At 38.7% G+C, this 19,695-nt stretch carries 19 protein-coding genes; 16 read left to right on the top strand and 3 right to left on the bottom strand.

Annotated features, from left to right (window positions below; all coding sequences use genetic code 11):
* The first annotated feature begins 4 nt into the window (after positions 1-4).
* The 9 genes from rsmI (at position 5) to kimA (ending at position 8,887) form a co-directional block, all read left to right on the top strand.
* Entirely contained in the window at positions 5-886 is an 882-nt protein-coding gene (gene rsmI / locus AC6UDB_RS06465) for a 16S rRNA (cytidine(1402)-2'-O)-methyltransferase (protein ID WP_500709489.1), read from the top strand.
* 16 nt (positions 887-902) lie between these two features.
* Positions 903-1,670, top strand: coding sequence for an acyl-[acyl-carrier-protein] thioesterase (locus AC6UDB_RS06460; RefSeq protein WP_500709488.1), 768 nt, complete (start codon positions 903-905; stop codon positions 1,668-1,670).
* A 1-nt stretch (position 1,671) separates the two neighbouring features.
* On the top strand, positions 1,672-2,397 hold the full coding sequence (gene tsaB, locus AC6UDB_RS06455; protein WP_500709487.1) for a tRNA (adenosine(37)-N6)-threonylcarbamoyltransferase complex dimerization subunit type 1 TsaB: 726 nt from the start codon (positions 1,672-1,674) through the stop codon (positions 2,395-2,397).
* Entirely contained in the window at positions 2,381-2,977 is a 597-nt protein-coding gene (gene rimI / locus AC6UDB_RS06450; RefSeq protein ID WP_500696132.1) for a ribosomal protein S18-alanine N-acetyltransferase, read from the top strand. The genes tsaB and rimI overlap by 17 nt, the downstream gene beginning before the upstream one ends.
* Before the next feature lie 20 nt (positions 2,978-2,997).
* Positions 2,998-4,026, top strand: a complete 1,029-nt coding sequence (tsaD, locus tag AC6UDB_RS06445; RefSeq protein WP_500709486.1) for a tRNA (adenosine(37)-N6)-threonylcarbamoyltransferase complex transferase subunit TsaD — start codon at positions 2,998-3,000, stop codon at positions 4,024-4,026.
* Positions 4,027-4,177: 151 nt separating this feature from the next.
* Complete coding sequence (locus tag AC6UDB_RS06440) at positions 4,178-4,813, top strand: redox-sensing transcriptional repressor Rex (protein WP_010021811.1); 636 nt, start codon at positions 4,178-4,180, stop codon at positions 4,811-4,813.
* Positions 4,814-4,957: 144 nt separating this feature from the next.
* The gene (gene groES, locus AC6UDB_RS06435; protein WP_500694454.1) at positions 4,958-5,242 is read left to right on the top strand and encodes a co-chaperone GroES; all 285 of its coding nucleotides are present in this window, start codon (positions 4,958-4,960) and stop codon (positions 5,240-5,242) included.
* Between the two features lie 34 nt (positions 5,243-5,276).
* On the top strand, positions 5,277-6,902 hold the full coding sequence (gene groL, locus AC6UDB_RS06430) for a chaperonin GroEL (RefSeq protein ID WP_500694453.1): 1,626 nt from the start codon (positions 5,277-5,279) through the stop codon (positions 6,900-6,902).
* 149 nt (positions 6,903-7,051) lie between these two features.
* Positions 7,052-8,887 carry a potassium transporter KimA gene (gene kimA / locus AC6UDB_RS06425; RefSeq protein WP_500709485.1) on the top strand — a complete coding sequence of 612 codons (1,836 nt, stop codon included), beginning with the start codon at positions 7,052-7,054 and terminating at the stop codon, positions 8,885-8,887.
* A gap of 53 nt (positions 8,888-8,940) precedes the next feature.
* On the opposite strand, the gene lrgB is transcribed toward kimA, so the two are convergent.
* Together lrgB and AC6UDB_RS06415 are read right to left on the bottom strand one after the other, a co-directional pair.
* Entirely contained in the window at positions 8,941-9,678 is a 738-nt protein-coding gene (lrgB, locus tag AC6UDB_RS06420; RefSeq protein ID WP_500694451.1) for an antiholin-like protein LrgB, read from the bottom strand.
* 54 nt (positions 9,679-9,732) lie between these two features.
* Complete coding sequence (locus tag AC6UDB_RS06415; RefSeq protein ID WP_500709484.1) at positions 9,733-10,107, bottom strand: CidA/LrgA family protein; 375 nt, start codon at positions 10,105-10,107, stop codon at positions 9,733-9,735.
* Positions 10,108-10,309: 202 nt separating this feature from the next.
* Here AC6UDB_RS06415 and AC6UDB_RS06410 point away from each other — a divergent pair, with 202 nt between their 5' ends.
* A complete protein-coding gene (locus tag AC6UDB_RS06410; protein ID WP_500709483.1) occupies positions 10,310-11,461 on the top strand; it encodes a glycosyltransferase family 4 protein in 1,152 nt (383 codons plus the stop codon).
* A gap of 29 nt (positions 11,462-11,490) precedes the next feature.
* On the opposite strand, the gene AC6UDB_RS06405 is transcribed toward AC6UDB_RS06410, so the two are convergent.
* Positions 11,491-12,123, bottom strand: coding sequence for a YigZ family protein (locus AC6UDB_RS06405; RefSeq protein ID WP_500709482.1), 633 nt, complete (start codon positions 12,121-12,123; stop codon positions 11,491-11,493).
* Positions 12,124-12,169: 46 nt separating this feature from the next.
* On the opposite strand from AC6UDB_RS06405, the gene AC6UDB_RS06400 reads away from it, so the two are divergent.
* From AC6UDB_RS06400 to AC6UDB_RS06375, 6 genes are all read left to right on the top strand, one after another.
* A complete protein-coding gene (locus AC6UDB_RS06400) occupies positions 12,170-13,510 on the top strand; it encodes an ATP-dependent helicase ComFA (RefSeq protein WP_500709481.1) in 1,341 nt (446 codons plus the stop codon).
* A complete protein-coding gene (locus AC6UDB_RS06395; RefSeq protein WP_500709480.1) occupies positions 13,503-14,192 on the top strand; it encodes a ComF family protein in 690 nt (229 codons plus the stop codon). The genes AC6UDB_RS06400 and AC6UDB_RS06395 overlap by 8 nt, the downstream gene beginning before the upstream one ends.
* Positions 14,193-14,280: 88 nt before the next feature.
* Positions 14,281-14,814 carry a ribosome hibernation-promoting factor, HPF/YfiA family gene (gene hpf / locus AC6UDB_RS06390; protein WP_500709479.1) on the top strand — a complete coding sequence of 178 codons (534 nt, stop codon included), beginning with the start codon at positions 14,281-14,283 and terminating at the stop codon, positions 14,812-14,814.
* Positions 14,815-14,946: 132 nt separating this feature from the next.
* Positions 14,947-17,313, top strand: a complete 2,367-nt coding sequence (secA, locus tag AC6UDB_RS06385; protein ID WP_500694444.1) for a preprotein translocase subunit SecA — start codon at positions 14,947-14,949, stop codon at positions 17,311-17,313.
* 52 nt (positions 17,314-17,365) lie between these two features.
* Positions 17,366-18,482, top strand: a protein-coding gene (prfB, locus tag AC6UDB_RS06380; protein WP_500709477.1) for a peptide chain release factor 2 whose coding sequence is annotated in 2 segments (ribosomal slippage) — positions 17,366-17,437 and positions 17,439-18,482 — 1,116 coding nt in all. Because the reading frame shifts where the segments join, the coding sequence is not laid out codon by codon here.
* Between the two features lie 18 nt (positions 18,483-18,500).
* Complete coding sequence (locus AC6UDB_RS06375) at positions 18,501-19,658, top strand: PDZ domain-containing protein (RefSeq protein WP_500706803.1); 1,158 nt, start codon at positions 18,501-18,503, stop codon at positions 19,656-19,658.
* Positions 19,659-19,695 lie beyond the last annotated feature (37 nt).

Here is a 19,695-nt window from a genome sequence, read left to right as displayed (position 1 = left end):
TCCATTGGATTTATCAGTTCAAAAAAGTTTTGCAGATCATAATAAGGGCAGTTTATATCTGGTTCCTACACCAATTGGTAATCTTGATGATATGACGATTAGAGCCATCAATATTTTAAAAGATGTTGATTTGATTGCCGCTGAAGATACGAGGAATACCCAGAAACTTTTAAATCATTTTGATATTACGACCAAACAAATTAGTTTTCATGAGCATAATACTGAACAGCGAGCACCTGAATTAGTCGAAAAATTAATTGATGGGATTTCGATTGCACAGGTTAGTGATGCAGGGATGCCGTCAATTAGTGATCCTGGACGTGAATTAGTAAAGCAATGCATTGAACATGATATTTCCGTGATAAGCATTCCGGGACCAAACGCTGGCCTTACTAGTTTAATTGCTTCAGGACTTAAACCTCAACCGTTTTTGTTTTATGGATTTTTAAAACGGAAACCCAAAGAGCAGGTTGATGAACTAAAGATTTTAGCACAAGAATATCCGACCTTGATTTTTTATGAAGCGCCTCATCGACTTAAAAAGACGCTCTTAAACATGCAAAAGGTTTTTGGAAATCGGCAGGCAGTGCTTGCAAGAGAGCTCACTAAAAAGTTTGAAGAATACGTTCGTGGTGGTCTTGACGATTTAGTGGAATGGTCCAAACAAAATGAGATTAGAGGAGAGTTTGTCATTCTAGTTTCTGGGAATCCAGCCGGGTTTAAACTTCATGAAGAGAAGCAAAATGAAGCTCAATTGTCGGTTTACGAGCAGGTTGATCAATTAATTAGTAACGGTGAAAAGCCAAATGGCGCGATTAAGCAAGTCGCTAAGCAAAATGGGTTAGTCCGTCAGGATGTTTATAATCAATACCACCACATAGAATAAGATAAGAGGAATTAAGATGACTGGAGATATTTTTTCTGAAGACCATGTAGTTGAGTACTATGAAACCAATTTACTGGGTAACATTACTCTTTCAATGTTAATTGACGTGATCATTATGATTTCACAGGACCAAGCAAAAGCACTCGGTGTAAGTACGAGACATGTGATTGAACATGGCGTAACTTGGGTTGTTGTTCAAACCGACATGGATATTACGCGTCTTCCTAAAGTTCATGAAAAGATTCAGGTTCAAACGAGGGGAACTTCATACACTAAGTACTTTGCGTACCGTGAATTCTGGGTTAGAGACGTTAACGGGAATGAATTAGTTCATGTTGGCAGTTTGTGGGTTATGATGGACATTAAATCCAGAAAAATGGTTCGATTAGAGGAAGATATGATTACTCCCTATCATTGTGATCGAGTAAGAAGGATTCAACGGTTAAGAAAGATTCCTCAAATTCATGATGAACAAAATCTTATGAAGACTGAGTATCATGTTCGTTTTACTGACATTGATTGGAATTCTCATGTCAATAATGCCAAATACATTGGTTGGATGGTTGATGATTTATCCTATGATTTTTTGGCAACTCACGTTCCAAAGCAAGTAAGTATTAAGTATGAAGATGAAGTTACATATGGTGATCCGGTCGTAAGTCGAAGCAAACTCATTAAGACCGGTGATCAAATTCAATCGATCCACGATATTTCGGTCAACGATGATACTAAATCGATTGCCGAAATTAAATGGGAGAAGCTGAATAAAGAAGGAAGCAAATAATATGCACGTTTTAGCAGTTGATACCTCTAATCAACCATTAACTGTAGCAGTTTTAAAAAACGAACAGGTGCTAGCAACAACCACGATGACAACGCATAGAAAACATGCTGAATACTTAATGCCAGTGGTTGAAGAGTTGGTTAAGTATGCCAATTTAACTCCACAAGATCTGGATCGGGTAGTCGTAAGTAATGGTCCTGGTTCATACACTGGGATTAGAATTGCCACCACGGTTGGAAAAGTTTTGGCTGATACATTGAATATTGATTTGGTTGGCATTTCAAGTCTCATGGCGCTTGTTTTAAACGTGCAAAAACACGACCAGTTGGTAGTGCCATTATTTGATGGTAGAAACGATAATTTGTTTACTGGTCTGTACCGTACTTCCGATCGTGGTCCCGAGTCGGTAATTAAAGATCAACACGTTAATTTTGATAAGTGGATGACCGAACTGGACAAGTTTGATGAGCCCATCGTATTCGTTGGAAGTGATGTTGCTCATTTTTCCGAGCGCTTAAAACAACATTTCGGGAAAGATTTCAAATATATGACTGGAATTGATAACCTGCCACAGGCAGCTAAAATTGGTATCTATGGGGAAAAGCAAGAACCAGTTGCTGATGTTAACAATTTTAATCCCAATTATCTTCGTTTAACCAAAGCACAAGCAGACTGGCAAAAGTTAAACCCGGGGAGGGAAAACGAGTCTTATGTTGAAGAAAATTGAGGCATGGTTAAAAAAGAACGTTAAAAAAAAGGAAGAAGCCAAGATTCAGCGTGGACTTCAGATTAAAAATCACATTGTTGATGTGAATGGAGTCGATTACTATTTTGGCAAGGGTTCTATTACTGATATCCCTGACATTGTGAATGTTGAAGAAGAGGTTTACGACAAAAAGGCAGCTTGGGATCGAGAACGTTTCCTAAATGATCTAAAAAAGCACAAAAACAGTTTATACTTGGTAATTAGGAAAGCCGACGAATTGATTGCTTTTGTCGGTTGTTCGATTTCTCGTGATAGTAAGAATTGTCACGTTGAAAATATTGCGGTGTTACCCAAATTCCAAAATCGCGGATTGGGATATTTTTTGCTTACCATGGTTATCAGAAGAGCACGACTGATGAGACTTAAAAGTGTTTCAATCGAAATTCGATTAGGAAATATTAAAGCTCAAGATTTGAATCGGGATCTTGGGTTTGTTCAGGTTGGAATTGATCCAGATTACTATAATGATGGTGAAGATGCTGTGGTAATGAAACTGGATTTATCCAAGCAAAAAGTGGCACCAAATAATTTTGGAAGATAATTAGAGACGGGTGAGTATTAATGCAAGATAGTAGTGTGATCTTGGCGTTTGAGAGTAGTTGTGATGAAACAAGTGTTGCTGTTATCAAGGATGGTAAAGAAATTTTATCAAACGTCGTTGCAACTCAGATTAAAAGTCATCAGCGATTTGGTGGTGTGGTACCAGAAGTGGCTAGTCGTCATCATATTGAAGAGATTACCATTTGTATAAATGATGCTTTGAAACGTGCAAACGTCACATACGATGATTTAACGGCGGTAGCTGTGACCTATGGCCCAGGATTGGTTGGGGCACTTTTGATTGGAGTCACCGCTGCCAAAGTGGTAGCTTGGGCTCATCATCTACCCCTCATTCCAATTAATCACATTGCAGGACATATTTATGCTACTAACTTTATTAAGCCAATTGAGTTTCCGGCAATGGCACTTGTGGTATCTGGTGGTCATACGGAGCTTGTTTTTATGCCCGAAGAAGGTAAGTTTGAGATCATCGGTGAGACTAGAGACGATGCCGCGGGTGAAGCGTTTGACAAAATTGGGAGAGTTTTAGGAATTAATTATCCAGCTGGTCCAACCGTTGACAAAATGGCTCAAAAGGGAAAGGATACTTTTAATTTTCCACGCGCGATGGAATCAGATGGTAATTATGATTTTAGTTTTAGCGGACTTAAAAGTGCTTTTATCAATACCGTTCACCATGCCGATCAGATTGGAAAGACTCTAAATAAGAACGATTTAGCTGCTAGTTTTGAAGCTGCCGTAGTGGACGTTTTGGCAAAAAAATCACAAAGTGCGCTTGAAAATTATCCTGTAAAAGAGTTTATTTTAGCTGGCGGAGTTGCCGCGAATAAGGGCATTAGAAATCGACTAGATGCAATTGCTAGTAAGGAAAATGTGGAATTTGTCAAGGCTCCGCTTAAGTTGTGTGGAGATAATGCAGCCATGATAGGAGCTGCTGCAGCGGCAATGCAGCACCATCAGAAAAAAGGAAAAGCTTCACTAAATGCTGATCCAGGATTAGAATTTGAGTGGGCTGAAAATGAAAAATAAATCGTTAACAACAAATTATTAAATTAATTTATCCTGCCCTGTGGGGCTTTTCAGCTGATTTCATTTTTATATTATTTCACAAACAATTTCTTTATGTTAGAATTAATTTTGTGACTTATTAATCTCGACAATAATAATAGGAGATTTGAAAATGGCTGAGACAAAAATTCCACGTGCAACCGCGAAACGATTGCCGCTTTACTATCGTTATTTAAATATTTTACATGACGGTGGAAAGAAACGAATATCATCAAATGAATTGGCCGACGCAATTCAAGTGGATTCTGCTACAATTCGTCGTGACTTTTCATATTTTGGTGCCCTTGGTAAGCGAGGTTATGGATATGACGTAGACAGTTTACTAGAATTTTTCAAGAAGATCTTGAACCAAGATCAATTAACCAATGTAGCATTGATTGGTGTTGGTAACTTGGGTCATGCCCTTTTGAATTTTAACTTCCACATGGATAGTAATATTAGAATTTCCGCTGCTTTTGACGTTAATCCTAAAAATGTTAATACCATTCAAGGTGGGGTTCCAATTTACCCAATGGATCAATTGGTAAAACAGCTTAAAGATCAACAAATCAGCGTTGTGATTCTCACAGTTCCTGGTAAAGTTGCTCAACAAGTTGCTGATCAAGTTGCCAAGGCGGGTGTAAAGGGAATTTTAAACTTCACATCAGTCCGATTATCGGTTCCAAAGGAAATTAGAGTTCATAATGTTGATTTAACTAATGAACTGCAAACATTGATCTATTTTATTGATCATTATGATAAAGATTAAGCATCCAATTTTGGATGCTTTTTTATTTTTATCGGGCAAAGTTCTTGCATTAGTTGTGAAAAAATAATATATTAAGAATGTAAGTTAGCACTTGATAAGTGCAAGTGCTAAAATTTAATAAAGATATTTATTGGAGGGATTAACGTGTTAGAACCATTAGGAGATCGCGTAATTGTCGAAGTGCAAGAACCAGAAGAAAAAAACGTCGGTGGAATTGTTTTAGCAAATAACGCTAAAGAAAAACCACAGATGGGTAAAGTTGTCGCTGTAGGCGAAGGTCGAGTTCTTGATAACGGACAAAAAGTTGCCCCTTCTGTTAAAGAAGACGACATGGTCATGTTTGATAAGTATGCAGGGACAAAGGTTGAATATGATGGTACTCCATACCTTGTAATGCACGAAAAAGATTTGCTTGCAATCGTTAAATAATAAAAAATAAATTAATTAATATGAGGTGATAATAATGGCTAAAGAAATTAAGTTTTCTGAAAATGCTAGAAATTCGATGTTAAATGGTGTTGACAAGTTAGCTGACACTGTAAAAACAACTATGGGTCCAAAGGGACGTAACGTTGTTCTAGAAGAAAAAGCTGGAGATCCAACAATCACAAATGATGGTGTTACCATTGCTAAGGCAATTGATCTTCCAGATCACTTTGAAAATATGGGTGCTAAGTTAGTATCTGAAGTTGCTTCTAAAACGAATGACGTTGCCGGTGATGGTACTACTACTGCTACTGTTCTTGCCCAAGCAATCGTTAAAGAGGGTATGAAGAACGTTACCGCTGGTGCCAATCCCGTTGGAGTTCGTCAAGGAATCGAAAAGGCTACTAGAACAGCCGTTGACAGTCTTCACAAGATGAGTCACCAAGTAACTAGCAAGGAAGATATCGCTCAAATTGCTTCAATCTCATCAGCTAACGAAAAGGTTGGTAATTTGATTGCCGACGCAATGGAAAAAGTTGGTAATGATGGTGTTATTACGATTGAAGAATCACGTGGTGTTGACACTAGTTTAGACGTTGTTGAAGGTATGGAATTTGATCGTGGATACATGTCACAATACATGGTTACCGACCAAGAAAAAATGGAAGCTAACCTAGATAATCCCTACATTTTAATTACTGACAAGAAAATCACTAATATCCAAGACATTTTGCCATTACTTCAATCAGTCGTACAACAAGGTCGTTCACTCTTGATCATTGCTGATGATATTGGTGGAGAAGCTCTTCCAACCTTAGTTTTGAACAAGATGCGTGGAACCTTTAATGTTGTAGCTGTTAAGGCTCCTGGCTTTGGTGATCGTCGTAAAGAACAACTCCAAGACATTGCTACTTTGACTGGTGGTACTGTAATTACTTCTGATCTTGGATTAGATCTAAAAGACACTACCATTGATCAATTAGGTCAAGCTAATAAGGTTAACGTTACTAAAGACAGCACAACTATCGTTGAAGGTAAGGGTAGCAAAGAAGCTATCGACAAACGAATTGATGAAATCAAACAACAAATTGATGCCACTGATTCTGACTTTGACCGTGATAAGTTGAAGGAACGTTTAGCTAAGTTGGCTGGTGGAGTTGCTGTTATCAAAGTTGGTGCAGCCACTGAAACTGAACTTAAAGAACGTAAGTACCGGATTGAAGATGCTTTGAATGCTACTAGAGCCGCTGTTGAAGAGGGATTTGTTCCCGGCGGTGGTACAGCCTTTATCAACATCTTGAATGACGTTGATAAAATCCCCGCTGAAGGTGATGAAGCAACTGGAGTTAACATTGTTGTTAAAGCCCTAGAAGCACCAGTAAGACAAATTGCTGAAAATGCTGGGATTGACGGTTCAGTTATTGTGGATCATTTGAAAGACGAAAAACCAGGCATTGGTTACAATGCATTGACTGGCAAATACGAAGACATGATCAAAGCTGGTGTCGTTGACCCAACTAAGGTAAGCCGTTCAGCACTTCAAAACGCTGCATCTGTTTCAGCTCTTCTATTAACTACTGAAGCCGTTGTTGCCGAACAACCAAAAAATGATAATGATCAACCAGCTGCTCCACAACAACCTGGAATGGGTGGAATGATGTAATTTAAGTTTTAATAAAAAAGAGTCCGAATGGACTCTTTTTTATTTCCAATTATGATGAATTATCTAGTTTAATGTAGTACAATTGCATTTGACTTTAAAATTACGGTTTTACTAGGTTAAATATGACATATTAAAGGAGTATGGATTAAATGTGGCGGTATTTAAAAAGATTAATTATTGGACGTCCGCTTAAGACAACGGAAGGCTCTGGTCAATCTCTCACTAAGTTCAAAGGTTTAGCTTTGCTATCATCTGATGCCTTATCATCAGTTGCTTATGGTACTGAACAGATTACTGCCGTTTTGATTACCTTATCGACCGCGGCATTAATGTATCAAATGTGGGTCGCACTGCTAGTGTTGGTTCTGTTAGCCGCAATCACATTATCTTATCGACAGATTATTTATGCTTATCCATCTGGTGGAGGTGCCTACGTTGTTGCCCGAACCAATTGGGGTGACACTGCTGGTTTAGTTGCCGGTGGGTCCCTATTAGTTGATTATATGTTAACGGTTGCCGTTTCAACGACTTCTGGGACTGAAGCGATTACTTCTGCTATCCCTGCGCTATATAATTATCAGGTTCCGATTGCAATCTTAATTGTAATATTTATCATGATTTTGAATCTTCGTGGAATGCATGATTCAGCTTCATTCCTGGTCATTCCAGTGTACCTATTTATTGTGATGATTATCATTTTAATCATTGTTGGTGCCTATAATATTTTAACTAATAAAATTACTTATCATGCGTATGCTCCACTGAATACCTCAGTTAAGGGAATGACCTTGGTATTATTCTTTAAGGCATTCTCATCTGGTTCAGCATCGTTAACTGGAGTTGAAGCCATTAGTAATGCGGTTCCGAACTTTAAACAACCAAAACGAAAGAACGCTGCCAATACATTAGGTATCATGGCCATTATTTTAGGAATCTTCTTTGCTGGGATTACCTTTCTAAGTTACTACATGGGAGTTATTCCTAACGCTAAGGATACCGTCTTATCACAGATTGGTACCAATGTCTTTGGTCACGGAATCATGTACTACTTACTTCAGCTTGCAACTGCCTTGATTTTAGCTGTTGCTGCTAACACTGGTTTCTCTGCCTTTCCAATTTTGGCCTACAACATGGCTAAGGATAAATATTTGCCACATGCCTACCTGGATAAGGGTGACCGACTAGGTTATTCAAATGGAATTATTTCGTTAGCTTTAGGGGCGATTGTTTTAATTGTCCTCTTTAAGGGTAAAACCAATCTCTTAATTCCACTTTATGCTGTTGGTGTGTTTGTTCCATTTACGTTGTCTCAATCTGGAATGATTGTTCACTGGTTCAGAAATAAAGATGGCTTGTGGCCGGTGAAGGCTGTCATTAATTTTATTGGAGCGTTCATCTCAGTGATGTTAGTCTTCTTCCTGTTTGCACTTCATTTTGCAAACGTTTGGCCATACCTCATTATCATGCCGTTGCTCCTTTTGATGTTTTACAAAATTCATCTTCACTATCAACGAATTGCTGAGCAGCTGCGTATTTCAACTGATCCGAATTATGAGAATCATACCTATGCTGGTTCAACGGTAATCGTGTTAGTGGGAAATGTTACCCAAGTTACTAGACAAGCAATTAACTATGCGAGATCGATTGGTGACAACGTTATTGCCATGCACGTTTCGTTTGCCGATAATCCGCAAAAAGAAGAGAAAATTTCAACGAAGTTTAAAGAAGAGTATCCAGACATTCGATTTGTCGATATTCATACCTCGTATCGTTCGGTTGTCGATCCGGTGCTTCGTTTCTGTGACGTTATTGCGAAACAGGATGAGGATCGTAATTATACTACGACGGTTCTGGTTCCTCAATTTGTACCAAGACACTACTGGCAACAAGTCCTTCATAACCAGACCGCTGTTCGATTAAGAAGTGCCTTGAATTCACGTCAGGACATCATTGTGTCGACGTATAACTATCATTTAAGTGAATAATAGAACAAAAAGCTAGGCGATGTTTAACATCGCCTAGCTTTTTTGATTTGACTTTAAAGGTTCACAATATGAGCAAATAGTGGGACGATGATATCAACGACCACCGAAATAATGACCACCGCAATCGCAGCCATGGAGCCCTGAACTTCACCAAGCTCAAGGGCTTTAGCTGATCCAAGGGTGTGTCCTGCCGTTCCAAGCCCCAATCCAATTCCGATGGGGTTCTTCAATCTGAATATTTTAATGATCCAGTCGCCAAGTGCGTAAATAATAACAGCGTTTAAGATACATGCCATGGCGGTAATTGCTGGCACACCGTTAATGCCTTGAGCGATTGGCATTGCAACTGCGGTAGTGGCAGCCTGCGGAAGCATGGAAGCAATTTCCGACTTGTTTAATCCAATTAACTTGGAGACAAAGTACATGATGATTACCGAAATGGTTAAACCGATTATTAGTGATAACAAAATTTCAAACCAGTACTTTTTCACGATGTCGTTTCGCTTGAAGAGTGGGACTGCGAAAGCAATCGTGGTAGGGAAGAGGAACCAAAAAATAATATCACCACCTGGCTTATACAAGTTGGTGTAAATCCAGGTAATGTTAATCCCCGTTGCTTTGCTCATTAACCAGAGAACAAAGATCCCGAGCACCATCCCAACAAATAATGGTTGAAAAAGAAAAAAGCCGTTAAATTTTTTAAATAGAAATGATCCAATCAGATAGACCACCAATGATAGAGCAATTCCAAACATTGGATTGCCTAAAAATTTTAATAGTTCCGTTTGCATATTTGGTTACTCCTTATCAATGTCTTGTTTTTTGCCAAAAATTTTATTGCGGGCTCATATCAAAAAAGTAGCAACTAAAGCCACCGACACCAACATGACGACTGTCGAAATAATGATCATAATCACTAGTTTGACGCCAGAATGTTTCATAATGTCGAGGGAGGCCGCTAATTGAATTCCAGAAGGGACGAAAAGGAATCCTAGGATTCCAATAAAAAATGATCCGACCTTTTCGACCTGTTCTGGTTTAATGACTTTAAAGGTCAATAACAAATATAATATCACCAACCCAATTACTGGGGTTGGAACTGGAAAGTTGGCTGGAAAGAGTGCTGAGATTAGACTTGAGACGAATAAAATGACCCCAAAGATACCGAGTTGAGTTAACAATGGAGCATCTTTTTGAGATTTTTCTTCTTTATTTTGCATGTTTGACTCCTTTCAAAAGTATGTGATTGATTTAGCTATTTCTATATTTAATATAATATATGAAATGAACTAAAAAACAAACCAAAATTTTAATTGTTATCATTAGATTTAATTATCATAAATTAAATAAAGGGAAGCTTGTGTTTGTTATTTTCCGTTTGTATAATTGAATATAAACTTAATCGTGGAAGGCCATACTTAATTGAAATTTGAAATATTCGTCTATTTGTTTGCAACGATGATAATGTCGGCGGTTTTAACCCCTTTTATCAGAATTTTAGCATTCAAAATTGGCGCCATTGATAAACCGAATAAAAGACGTGTAAATAAAATTCCAATGCCAACGTTAGGTGGTCTGGCAATTTTTATTGCTTATACCATTACGACTTGCGTTTTTTTGCGAAACCAAATTCCATCTAGTAAGTTGTGGGGAATTCTGGGCGGAGAAATTATTATCATTATGACGGGGGTCATTGATGATATTTTTGAATTGACGCCACGGCAAAAGGTGATTGGGATCTCACTAGCGGCACTATGGGTGTACATTTTTGCGGGCATTCAGATGAGTTCTATCACGCTCCCATTCTTTGGTGATGTTAGTCTGGGATGGTTAAGTCTACCAATTACCTGGATATGGATTCTCGGGATTACGAACTCAATTAATTTAATCGATGGACTGGATGGACTAGCGACGGGGATTGCCATTATTGCTCTGACTACGATGGGAATCATCGGCTTATTCTTTTTAAACGTCGGTAACGTTTACGTGTCAATCATGATTTTTACCTTTGCCGCTTCCTGTTTGGGCTTTTTACCGTATAATTTTTTCCCAGCTCGAATCTATCTAGGGGATACGGGATCCCTATTAATTGGCTTTATGATCTCGGTTTTTTCCTTACAAGGTCTTAAAAACGCCACCTTCATATCAGTCATTATTCCCGTTGTGATTTTGGGAGTTCCAATCTCGGATACCGCTTATGCAATTTTACGGCGGATTTTGAACAAACAGCCTATCTCTCACGCTGATAAGCACCATTTACATCATCGGTTGATGCAGATTGGTTTGACCCATCGACAAACGGTTTTGGTGATTTACGGAATTGCGTTAATTTTCGCTTTCATCTCTTTACTCTATCCATTGTCCAGTTTCTGGGGATCAGTGTTGTTGACGGTTGCCACTTTGATTGGGATTGAGCTTTTTGTGGAAGCCATTGGATTAGTCGGAAAGAACCGGCAACCCTTGCTTAATTTGATTAAACGCGTTGTGACTGGAACAACCAGTAAGGCTAATCACGAAACCGAAATCACTAAAACCAAGGCAAAGCATAAAACCAAATCAAACAAAAAAGAGTAGTTCATTGAAGGTGAACTACTCTTTTTAGACTAAACTGGACTCTCAAAATAAGCTTCCTTACCAATCTTGAATTGAACGTCTCCTGCAAGCAAATTGTTGATTTTTGTTTTGAAGTCATCAATCACATGATTTGAAATGGCGGTGCTTACCCGAACACTGGTGTCATATTCAACGTTAGTAATTGGTAGATTATTTTGTTTAAGAAAATATTGGAGTTTATCATTTAACTTATAGGATACTGAAATAGTAAGTGCAGTTTTAAGCGTCATTTTACTAATTCCAACCCTTTCAATCACATCCGATGCCGAGTTACTATATGCTCGAATTAGGCCACCAGCACCTAGTTTGATGCCACCAAAGTACCTTGTTACTACGATTACTGTGTCGTGAAGCTCCATGTTTTTAATGGCCTCCAGGATTGGAATGCCGGCAGTCCCACTGGGTTCGCCGTTGTCACTTTCTCGCTGGACATCATCATTTGGGCCAATGACATAGGCAAAACAATTGTGGTTAGCCTTTTTATTTTGGTTTTTGATACTGGCGATGAATGCTTGAGCACTCGCTTCGTCCGTGACACGAGATACAGAAGCAATAAACTTTGATTTTTTGATAATAATTTCATTTTGACCAGCTTGTTTAATGGTTAAAAAAGAATTTTGCATTAAATTATTCCTGTTCTTCGTATTTAAAAATGGAGGCGGATAGTTAATGATCAAAGATCAAAAAGAACTAATGGGAAGACTTACGCCAAGCACTTTGATTGATCCGATGCTTTTAAGTGATCCACTTCTTAATTTTGAATTAGCGGTAACGGTTAATCAAACTACTATTCATTGTAACCGATGTGGATTCAATTGTGAAAAATCAAAATGTGAACTTCCCAATCATATTTTTTACTGCCCCAATTGCATCGAAATGGGGCGAATTGATTCTTCGATGAAACTGGTTAGTGTCCTAGAAACAAATCGTGTTGTGGTTCCAAGTAATGTTTTGACTTGGGATGGGACGCTAACTGTAAATCAAAAAGACTGTGCGTTAAGGATGATTGAATCAGTAAAACATCACCGTGATCATCTACTGTGGGCGGTTACTGGAGCGGGTAAGACCGAGATGCTTTTTCCGGTATTAACATGGGCGATTGAACGTAAATTTCGAATTGCCATTGCTTCTCCCAGAGTGGACGTGTGTTCGGAACTTTATCCGCGTCTTAAAGCGGCTTTTTCTAACCTTGATATGGTTTTATTGCATGGTAAAAGTAAAGACAAGTACCATTATTGTCAACTGACTGTCTGTACGACCCACCAACTCATGCGTTTCTTTCATGCTTTTGATTTGTTGATTATTGATGAAGTTGATGCGTTTCCATTCGTTAATAACGTTAACCTGGAATTTTCCGTAAAGCATGCTTTAAAGACTACGGGTCAAAGAATCATGTTAAGTGCCACTCCAAGTAAACGACTGAAAACCCAAATCACGCGTGGAAATGGAGATATGAGTTATTTGCCGATCAGGTTTCATGGTCATTTGTTGCCCGTGATTAAAGTTCACTTGTCAAGAAAGTGGCGGATGCAATTATCAAAGGGAAGGTTACCCCATCAATTAATTAAAATGTGTCAGCGTAACGTTGCAATTGGAAGAAGATTTTTATTGTTTGTTCCTAAGATTAAAGATTTACCGGTGGTTGATCGGATTTTAAGCAAACAAATCCGTGGTTCAAAGGTATGGGAATCTGTTTATTCGGCGGACAAGAAACGAATGGAAAAGGTTCAAGCCATGCGTGACCAGCAAGTGTTATTTTTAGTGACTACGACCATCTTAGAACGAGGAGTGACTTTTCCGGATATTGATGTAATGGTACTGGGGGCCGACGATAAGGTCTTTTCTACGTCGTCATTAGTTCAGATGGCAGGAAGAGTGGGCCGAAAAAAGACCAGACCGACCGGTAACGTTGATTTTTTTGTGGGAAGTTTTTCAAGACGAATTACTAGCGCCCAAAATGAGATTAAGGCTATGAATCGCAGAGGGATGAAATTAAAAAGTCATGAATAAATGTTTATGGTGTAATCAAATTATTAGAAGTGATGTGAGAATTTCCTTTATTTTAAGTTTTCGTTCCTTTGTCCCGCCAATTATGTGTGATGAATGTCAAAAACTTTTTTGCCCCATTGATTTAAAAACGGCGTGTCCAGATTGTGGCAAGCAGCAAGCAAAATTAGAGTTGTGTGATGATTGTAAGATTTGGGAAGATCAATCTGGTCCCAAATTAATTAACTACGCGTTGTTTCCATACGATGAAGTGAGTGATTACATGGCTCGGTACAAGTTTCAGGGTGATTATCGGTTAAGGCGACTATTTCAAAGTCAGTTTCAGTCTTTTATATTTGACCATAACGACGGCGGTATGATTGTTCCCATCCCGATTAGTAAGAAAACGTTTGAGGTGCGAAAGTTTAATCAGGTTGAGGGGTGGTTAGCTGGTGTGAAATATCAAAAGGTCTTAGGAGCGGTGTCAAAAAAGGGCTTACCCCAGTCTAAAAAAGATAAATTTGATAGGATGCATTTAAAACAACCATTTTACGTTGAGCCGGAGTGGTCGACTAACAACCTACGTGGGAGAAAGGTTTGTTTGATTGATGATGTGTATACGACTGGAACCACCCTGCACTTAGCGGCCAAACTGTTATATTCGTATGGGGTTAAGAAAGTCTCAAGTATTACCCTTGCACGTTAGTATTGATTGTTATTTAATCGATTAGAATTTATAATAGTTATAAGAGATTCGTTTGAAGACAATGATACTAAGCATAGGAGAGATTAAAATGCTTGAAACTAAATTAAGAGGTGATGATGTTGAAATCACCAGTGATCTCCGTGATTACATTAATCATCACGTCAAAACAATTGATAAACGTTTTGATGCAAACGTGAAAGGGACTGCTCATGTTGATCTTATGAACTATTCTAACGAACGAATCAAAGCTGAAATCACTATTATCCTACCGAACTTTTTACTGCGAGGTGAGGGCAACTCTGATGACATTCACAAAAGCATTGATATCGCGATTCACGATATCCAGCAGCAGATCGATAAATATGGCTCAAAGGTAAATGAAGAATTAACTGAGCATAAGTTATCCCACGTTTTTAATGATCCCAATAAACGATTAGCCGAATCTAAGATCGTTAGGAAAAAGCGGATTCCTTTACAGAAGATGACTTCGGAAGATGCCATTATTCAGATGAATTTGATTGGGCATGATTTTTTTGTCTATGTTGATGTCACCGATGGCACCACTGACATTGTTTATCGAAGACATGATGGAGACTATGGACTAATTAAAACCGATCGTTAGAAAAACAGAAATAGCATATTTCTGTTTTTTTGTGATGAATTTTTAATTGATTTGATAAAATGTTAGAATAAGAAAATAGACTGATCATTCGAGAAACAAAAACGGTTTAGACACTAGAGGAGAAATCAATCAATGGCAACAAACCTTTTAAAGAAATGGGTTGAAAGCGACAAAAGCGAACTGAAACGATTAGGAAAGCTCGCCGATAAGGTCAGCTCATACTCAGAACAATATCGAAAATTAAGTGATAAAGAATTACAAGCTAAAACCCCAGAATTTCAAAAGCGTTATCAAAATGGTGAAAGCTTAGATGACATGTTACCTGAGGCTTTTGCGGTTGCCCGTGAAGGTGCCAGACGAGTGCTCGGGTTAAATCCATTTCGAGTCCAGATTATGGGTGGAATTGTCCTTCATGAGGGTAATATTGCTGAGATGAAGACTGGTGAAGGGAAAACGTTAACGGCTACAATGCCCGTCTACCTGAATGCTTTATCAGGAAAAGGTGTTCATGTCGTTACGGTTAATGAATACCTATCACAACGTGATGCCACTCAAATGGGCCAGTTATACAATTGGCTGGGCTTAACGGTCGGGGTGAACTCGGCTGATAAGAATCCGGAAGAAAAACGAGCTGCCTATGATAGCGACATCACTTATTCAACTAATAGTGAGATTGGATTTGATTATTTAAGGGATAACATGGTGGTTTATAAAGAAGATCGGGTTCAACGCCCACTTAATTTTGCCATCGTCGACGAAGTTGATTCGATCTTAATCGATGAAGCCAGAACCCCATTGATCATTTCTGGTGAAGCTCGTGGGTCAAACAAGCTTTACATGCAGGCAGATAAATTTGCCAAGACACTAAATCCTAAAACGGATTTTAAGGTTGATTTAGAGACTAAAACGGTCTCTTTGAAGGATGTTGGAATTGAAAAAGCCGAAAAGTACTTCAATTTAAATAACCTTTACGATACGGAAAACACTGCTTTAACCCACCATTTGGATCAGGCTTTACGTGCCAATTACGTGATGGAAAAGGATAAAGACTATGTTGTCTCAAAAGACGAGGTTTTAATCGTTGATTCCTTTACCGGAAGAATCATGGAAGGTCGTCGTTTTTCAGATGGGCTTCACCAAGCACTTGAGGCTAAAGAGGGTGTTACCATCCAAGAAGAAAGCAAGACGATGGCTAACATCACCTATCAAAACTTATTTAGACAGTACAGTAAGTTAGCTGGAATGACTGGTACCGCTAAAACGGAACAGGATGAGTTTCGAGAAATTTACAACATGGATGTCATTGCGGTTCCAACCAATAAACCGGTTGTTAGAATTGATGAGCCAGATGTTTTATATCCAAGTTTGGAATCAAAATTTGACGCTGTTATTGCCAAAATTAAAGATTTACACAAACGGGGACAACCAATCCTGATTGGTACGGTTGCGGTTGAAACTTCTGAATATCTTTCAGAGCGACTTGATGAAGAAAAAATTCCTCACGTAGTTTTGAATGCAAAAAATCATGCCAAAGAAGCTGACATTGTTGCTAACGCCGGTCAAAAAGGAGCTGTTACCATTGCAACCAACATGGCCGGTCGTGGAACTGATATTAAGCTTGGACCTGGAGTGGTCAAATTAGGTGGATTAGCGGTTATCGGGACCGAACGACACGAGTCACGAAGAATTGATAATCAATTACGTGGACGTTCTGGAAGACAGGGTGATCCTGGTTATTCCCAATTCTATCTTTCACTTGAAGATGATTTGATGCGTCGATTTGGGTCTGATAAGGTTAAAAGTATTCTTGACTCAATGAAGGTTGAGGGCGATGATGCGGTTATCCGGAGTCACATGATCACGAAGCAGGTCGAATCGGCTCAAAAACGAGTTGAAGGTAATAACTATGATTCACGTAAAAACGTGTTAAAGTACGATGATGTGATGCGTCAACAACGTGATGTAATCTATGGCGAGCGTAGTAAGGTGATTGACGAAAATAAGTCACTTAAGTGGGTTATTATGCCAATGATCAAACGAACGGTTAATCGAATTGTCAACTTGCACACTCAGGGAGATCAAAAGAAATGGGATCTCCAAACCATCCTTGATTTTGCGATTAATTCATTAGTTAGTCCCGATCAAATCAGCATTGATGACTTAAAAGGAAAATCAAGTGATGAAATTAAGGCATACTTGATGGGACTCGTTGATACTGAGTATGATAAGAAAGAAAAAGAGCTCCAGGATCCCGAACAGATGCTTGAATTTGAAAAAGTGGTTGTGCTTAGGGTGGTTGATTCACACTGGACTGACCACATCGATTCAATGGACCAATTACGAGAGTCAATCGGTCTTCGTGGTTATGGTCAATTAAACCCATTAGTTGAGTATCAACGTGAAGGATTTAGAATGTTTGAAGAAATGGTCTCTGATATTGACTACGATGTCACTAGGTTGTTTATGAAAGCTGAGATCAGACAAAATATGGAAAGATAGTTTAAGAACGGAGGACTTTTGGTCTCCGTTTTTTCATCTTCAGGAGTATGAAATGGAATTAAGTGAAGCACGTGGACAGGTCGAAAAGATTAAAAAAGCCGTAGCTGGCTTTAGGGGGTCACTTTGACCTGGATCAACTAAGTGAAAATATTTCGGTTAATGAGGCTAAAATGGCTGAACCGGGATTTTGGGATGACCAAAGAAAAGCCCAGAAATTAATTGATGAGAACAATCGATTAAAATTAAAATATGATAATTTTAATTCACTGGCTAAAAAGGTGGAAGATTTAAAGGTTAACCTCGAACTCCTTGAAGAAGTTAGTGATGATGATTTAAAGAAAGAGTTCGATGACGAATTAGCCAAGACCCAAAAGGAACTTAGTAGTTATCAGCTGAGTTTACTTTTGAATGGGAAATACGATGAAAATAATGCAATTGTTGAGATCCATCCTGGAGCTGGTGGAACTGAATCACAAGACTGGGGGTCCATGTTATTTCGGATGTATCAACGATGGGCCGAACAAAACGGCTTTTCGGTTTCAGTCGAAGACTATCAACCAGGTGACGTTGCTGGGATCAACAGTGTGACATTTTTAGTATTTGGAACCAACGCCTATGGTTACCTGAAATCAGAAAAAGGCGTTCACCGGTTAGTGCGGATCTCACCCTTCGATTCAGCAGGGCGGCGTCATACGTCGTTTGCCTCCGTTGATGTTATGCCAGAGCTTGATGAAACTGTGAACGTTGACATTAACCCAGAAGATCTCCGGATTGATGTTTTTCGGTCGAGCGGTGCTGGTGGTCAGCATATTAATAAAACCTCTTCAGCGGTTCGAATTACCCACTTACCAACTGGAATTGTCACCTCAAGTCAGGCCCAACGTTCACAATTACAGAATAGAGTTACAGCGATGAATATGTTAAAATCAAAGTTGTACGAACGTGAACAAGAGAAAAAAGAAGAAGAGAAAGCCAAGATTGAGGGTAAGCAGCTTGATATTGGTTGGGGTTCACAAATTCGTTCTTATGTTTTTCATCCCTATACAATGGTTAAGGATCATCGGACCAATTATGAGACTGGTAATGGTCAAGCAGTGATGGATGGTGATTTGAATCCATTCATTAACGCGTATTTGCAGTGGAATTTAAAACAGAAGAACCCAAAATAACGAAAAAGGAAGTTCATTATGTCAGTTGCGACTAATATTTTGTTTTTTGTCTTTATGCCAGCTTTTTGGTTTGCACTTATTCGCGTTTTCTTCGTTTATAATCGAAGAGTAAATCGAGAACGACGCTTATTTGAAAGTGCTGTTAACCCTAAATTTCACGAAGGATGGGTCTTTTTTAAATCATTAATTGTGCTGGGAATTGTTGGATCAATTTTAACTGCTTTGGTTGGGATTGAAGTGTCCTTAAATTGGATTTTATTATATGAATTATTGATCGCCATTAGTTTACTGATCCCAGGAATCTTAGTGCCGACATTGATTTTATTTGGATCAGTTTTTGTTGGGGTCTTCTTCAATGATTATTCAATCCCGATGATTAAGGGTGGCGACTTTATTGGTGCCGTGAATATGAACGCATCAAGATCGGCCAATTACTTAGCCTTAATCACAATCATGCTGGTTCTAATGTTTATCTTTTTGAAGATGAATGGTAGGACAATTAACTCTCCTCAGGTTTCAAAGAATCGGCGCGGAAACCGAGTGGCATCTTATGGATACAATGAGTTAGCTGTGATTCCGCTGGTACTGATGATTCCTGGTAAATTAATCGAAACGATCGTACCAATGTGGCCAGTTTTTAATATTTTTGGTGCACATGTAACCTTCTTGGTTGTTCCGTTTTTGATTGGTTTTCGCTTCAAGTTTGTTAACCATTTGCCAAATGAATTAATGCCACGGATTTCAAACGCGATTGGAGAACTCGCATTGTTAGCCATTTTACTAACGGCGGGTGCTTACTTTATGAGAAATAGTTACTACGTTATCATCGCGATTGCTTTATTGGCAGTGGTTTATGTAATCATCATGTATCACTTCCATCGCGTTGACCGAAAGACCGGAAATCAGATTAGTCAAGCGGTTGATGGAATCCGAATCATTGGGATTAAACCCCGCACTCCAGCCGATAAGATGGGACTTAAAACGGGTGACTTAATTGTTGAAGTTAACAACGTTCCGGTAAATTCGGAAAGTCAATTGTATTCTGCTTTACAAGATGATCCGACCTTTGTTCACATGAAGGTTAAAAATCGTAAGAATCAATTAGAGATTAAAGAAACGGCAATTTACGATGGTTCACCGCATGAGATTGGAATTGAAATGTTTCAAAATAATTAGTTAGAAGCACCTAGTTAATGGGCGCTTCTTTTATTTT

The sequence above is a fragment of the Fructilactobacillus sp. X3R2C1 genome (assembly GCF_059901235.1).
Note: the sequence above shows the minus strand (reverse complement) of the source record. Positions and strands in the feature narration are given on the sequence as shown.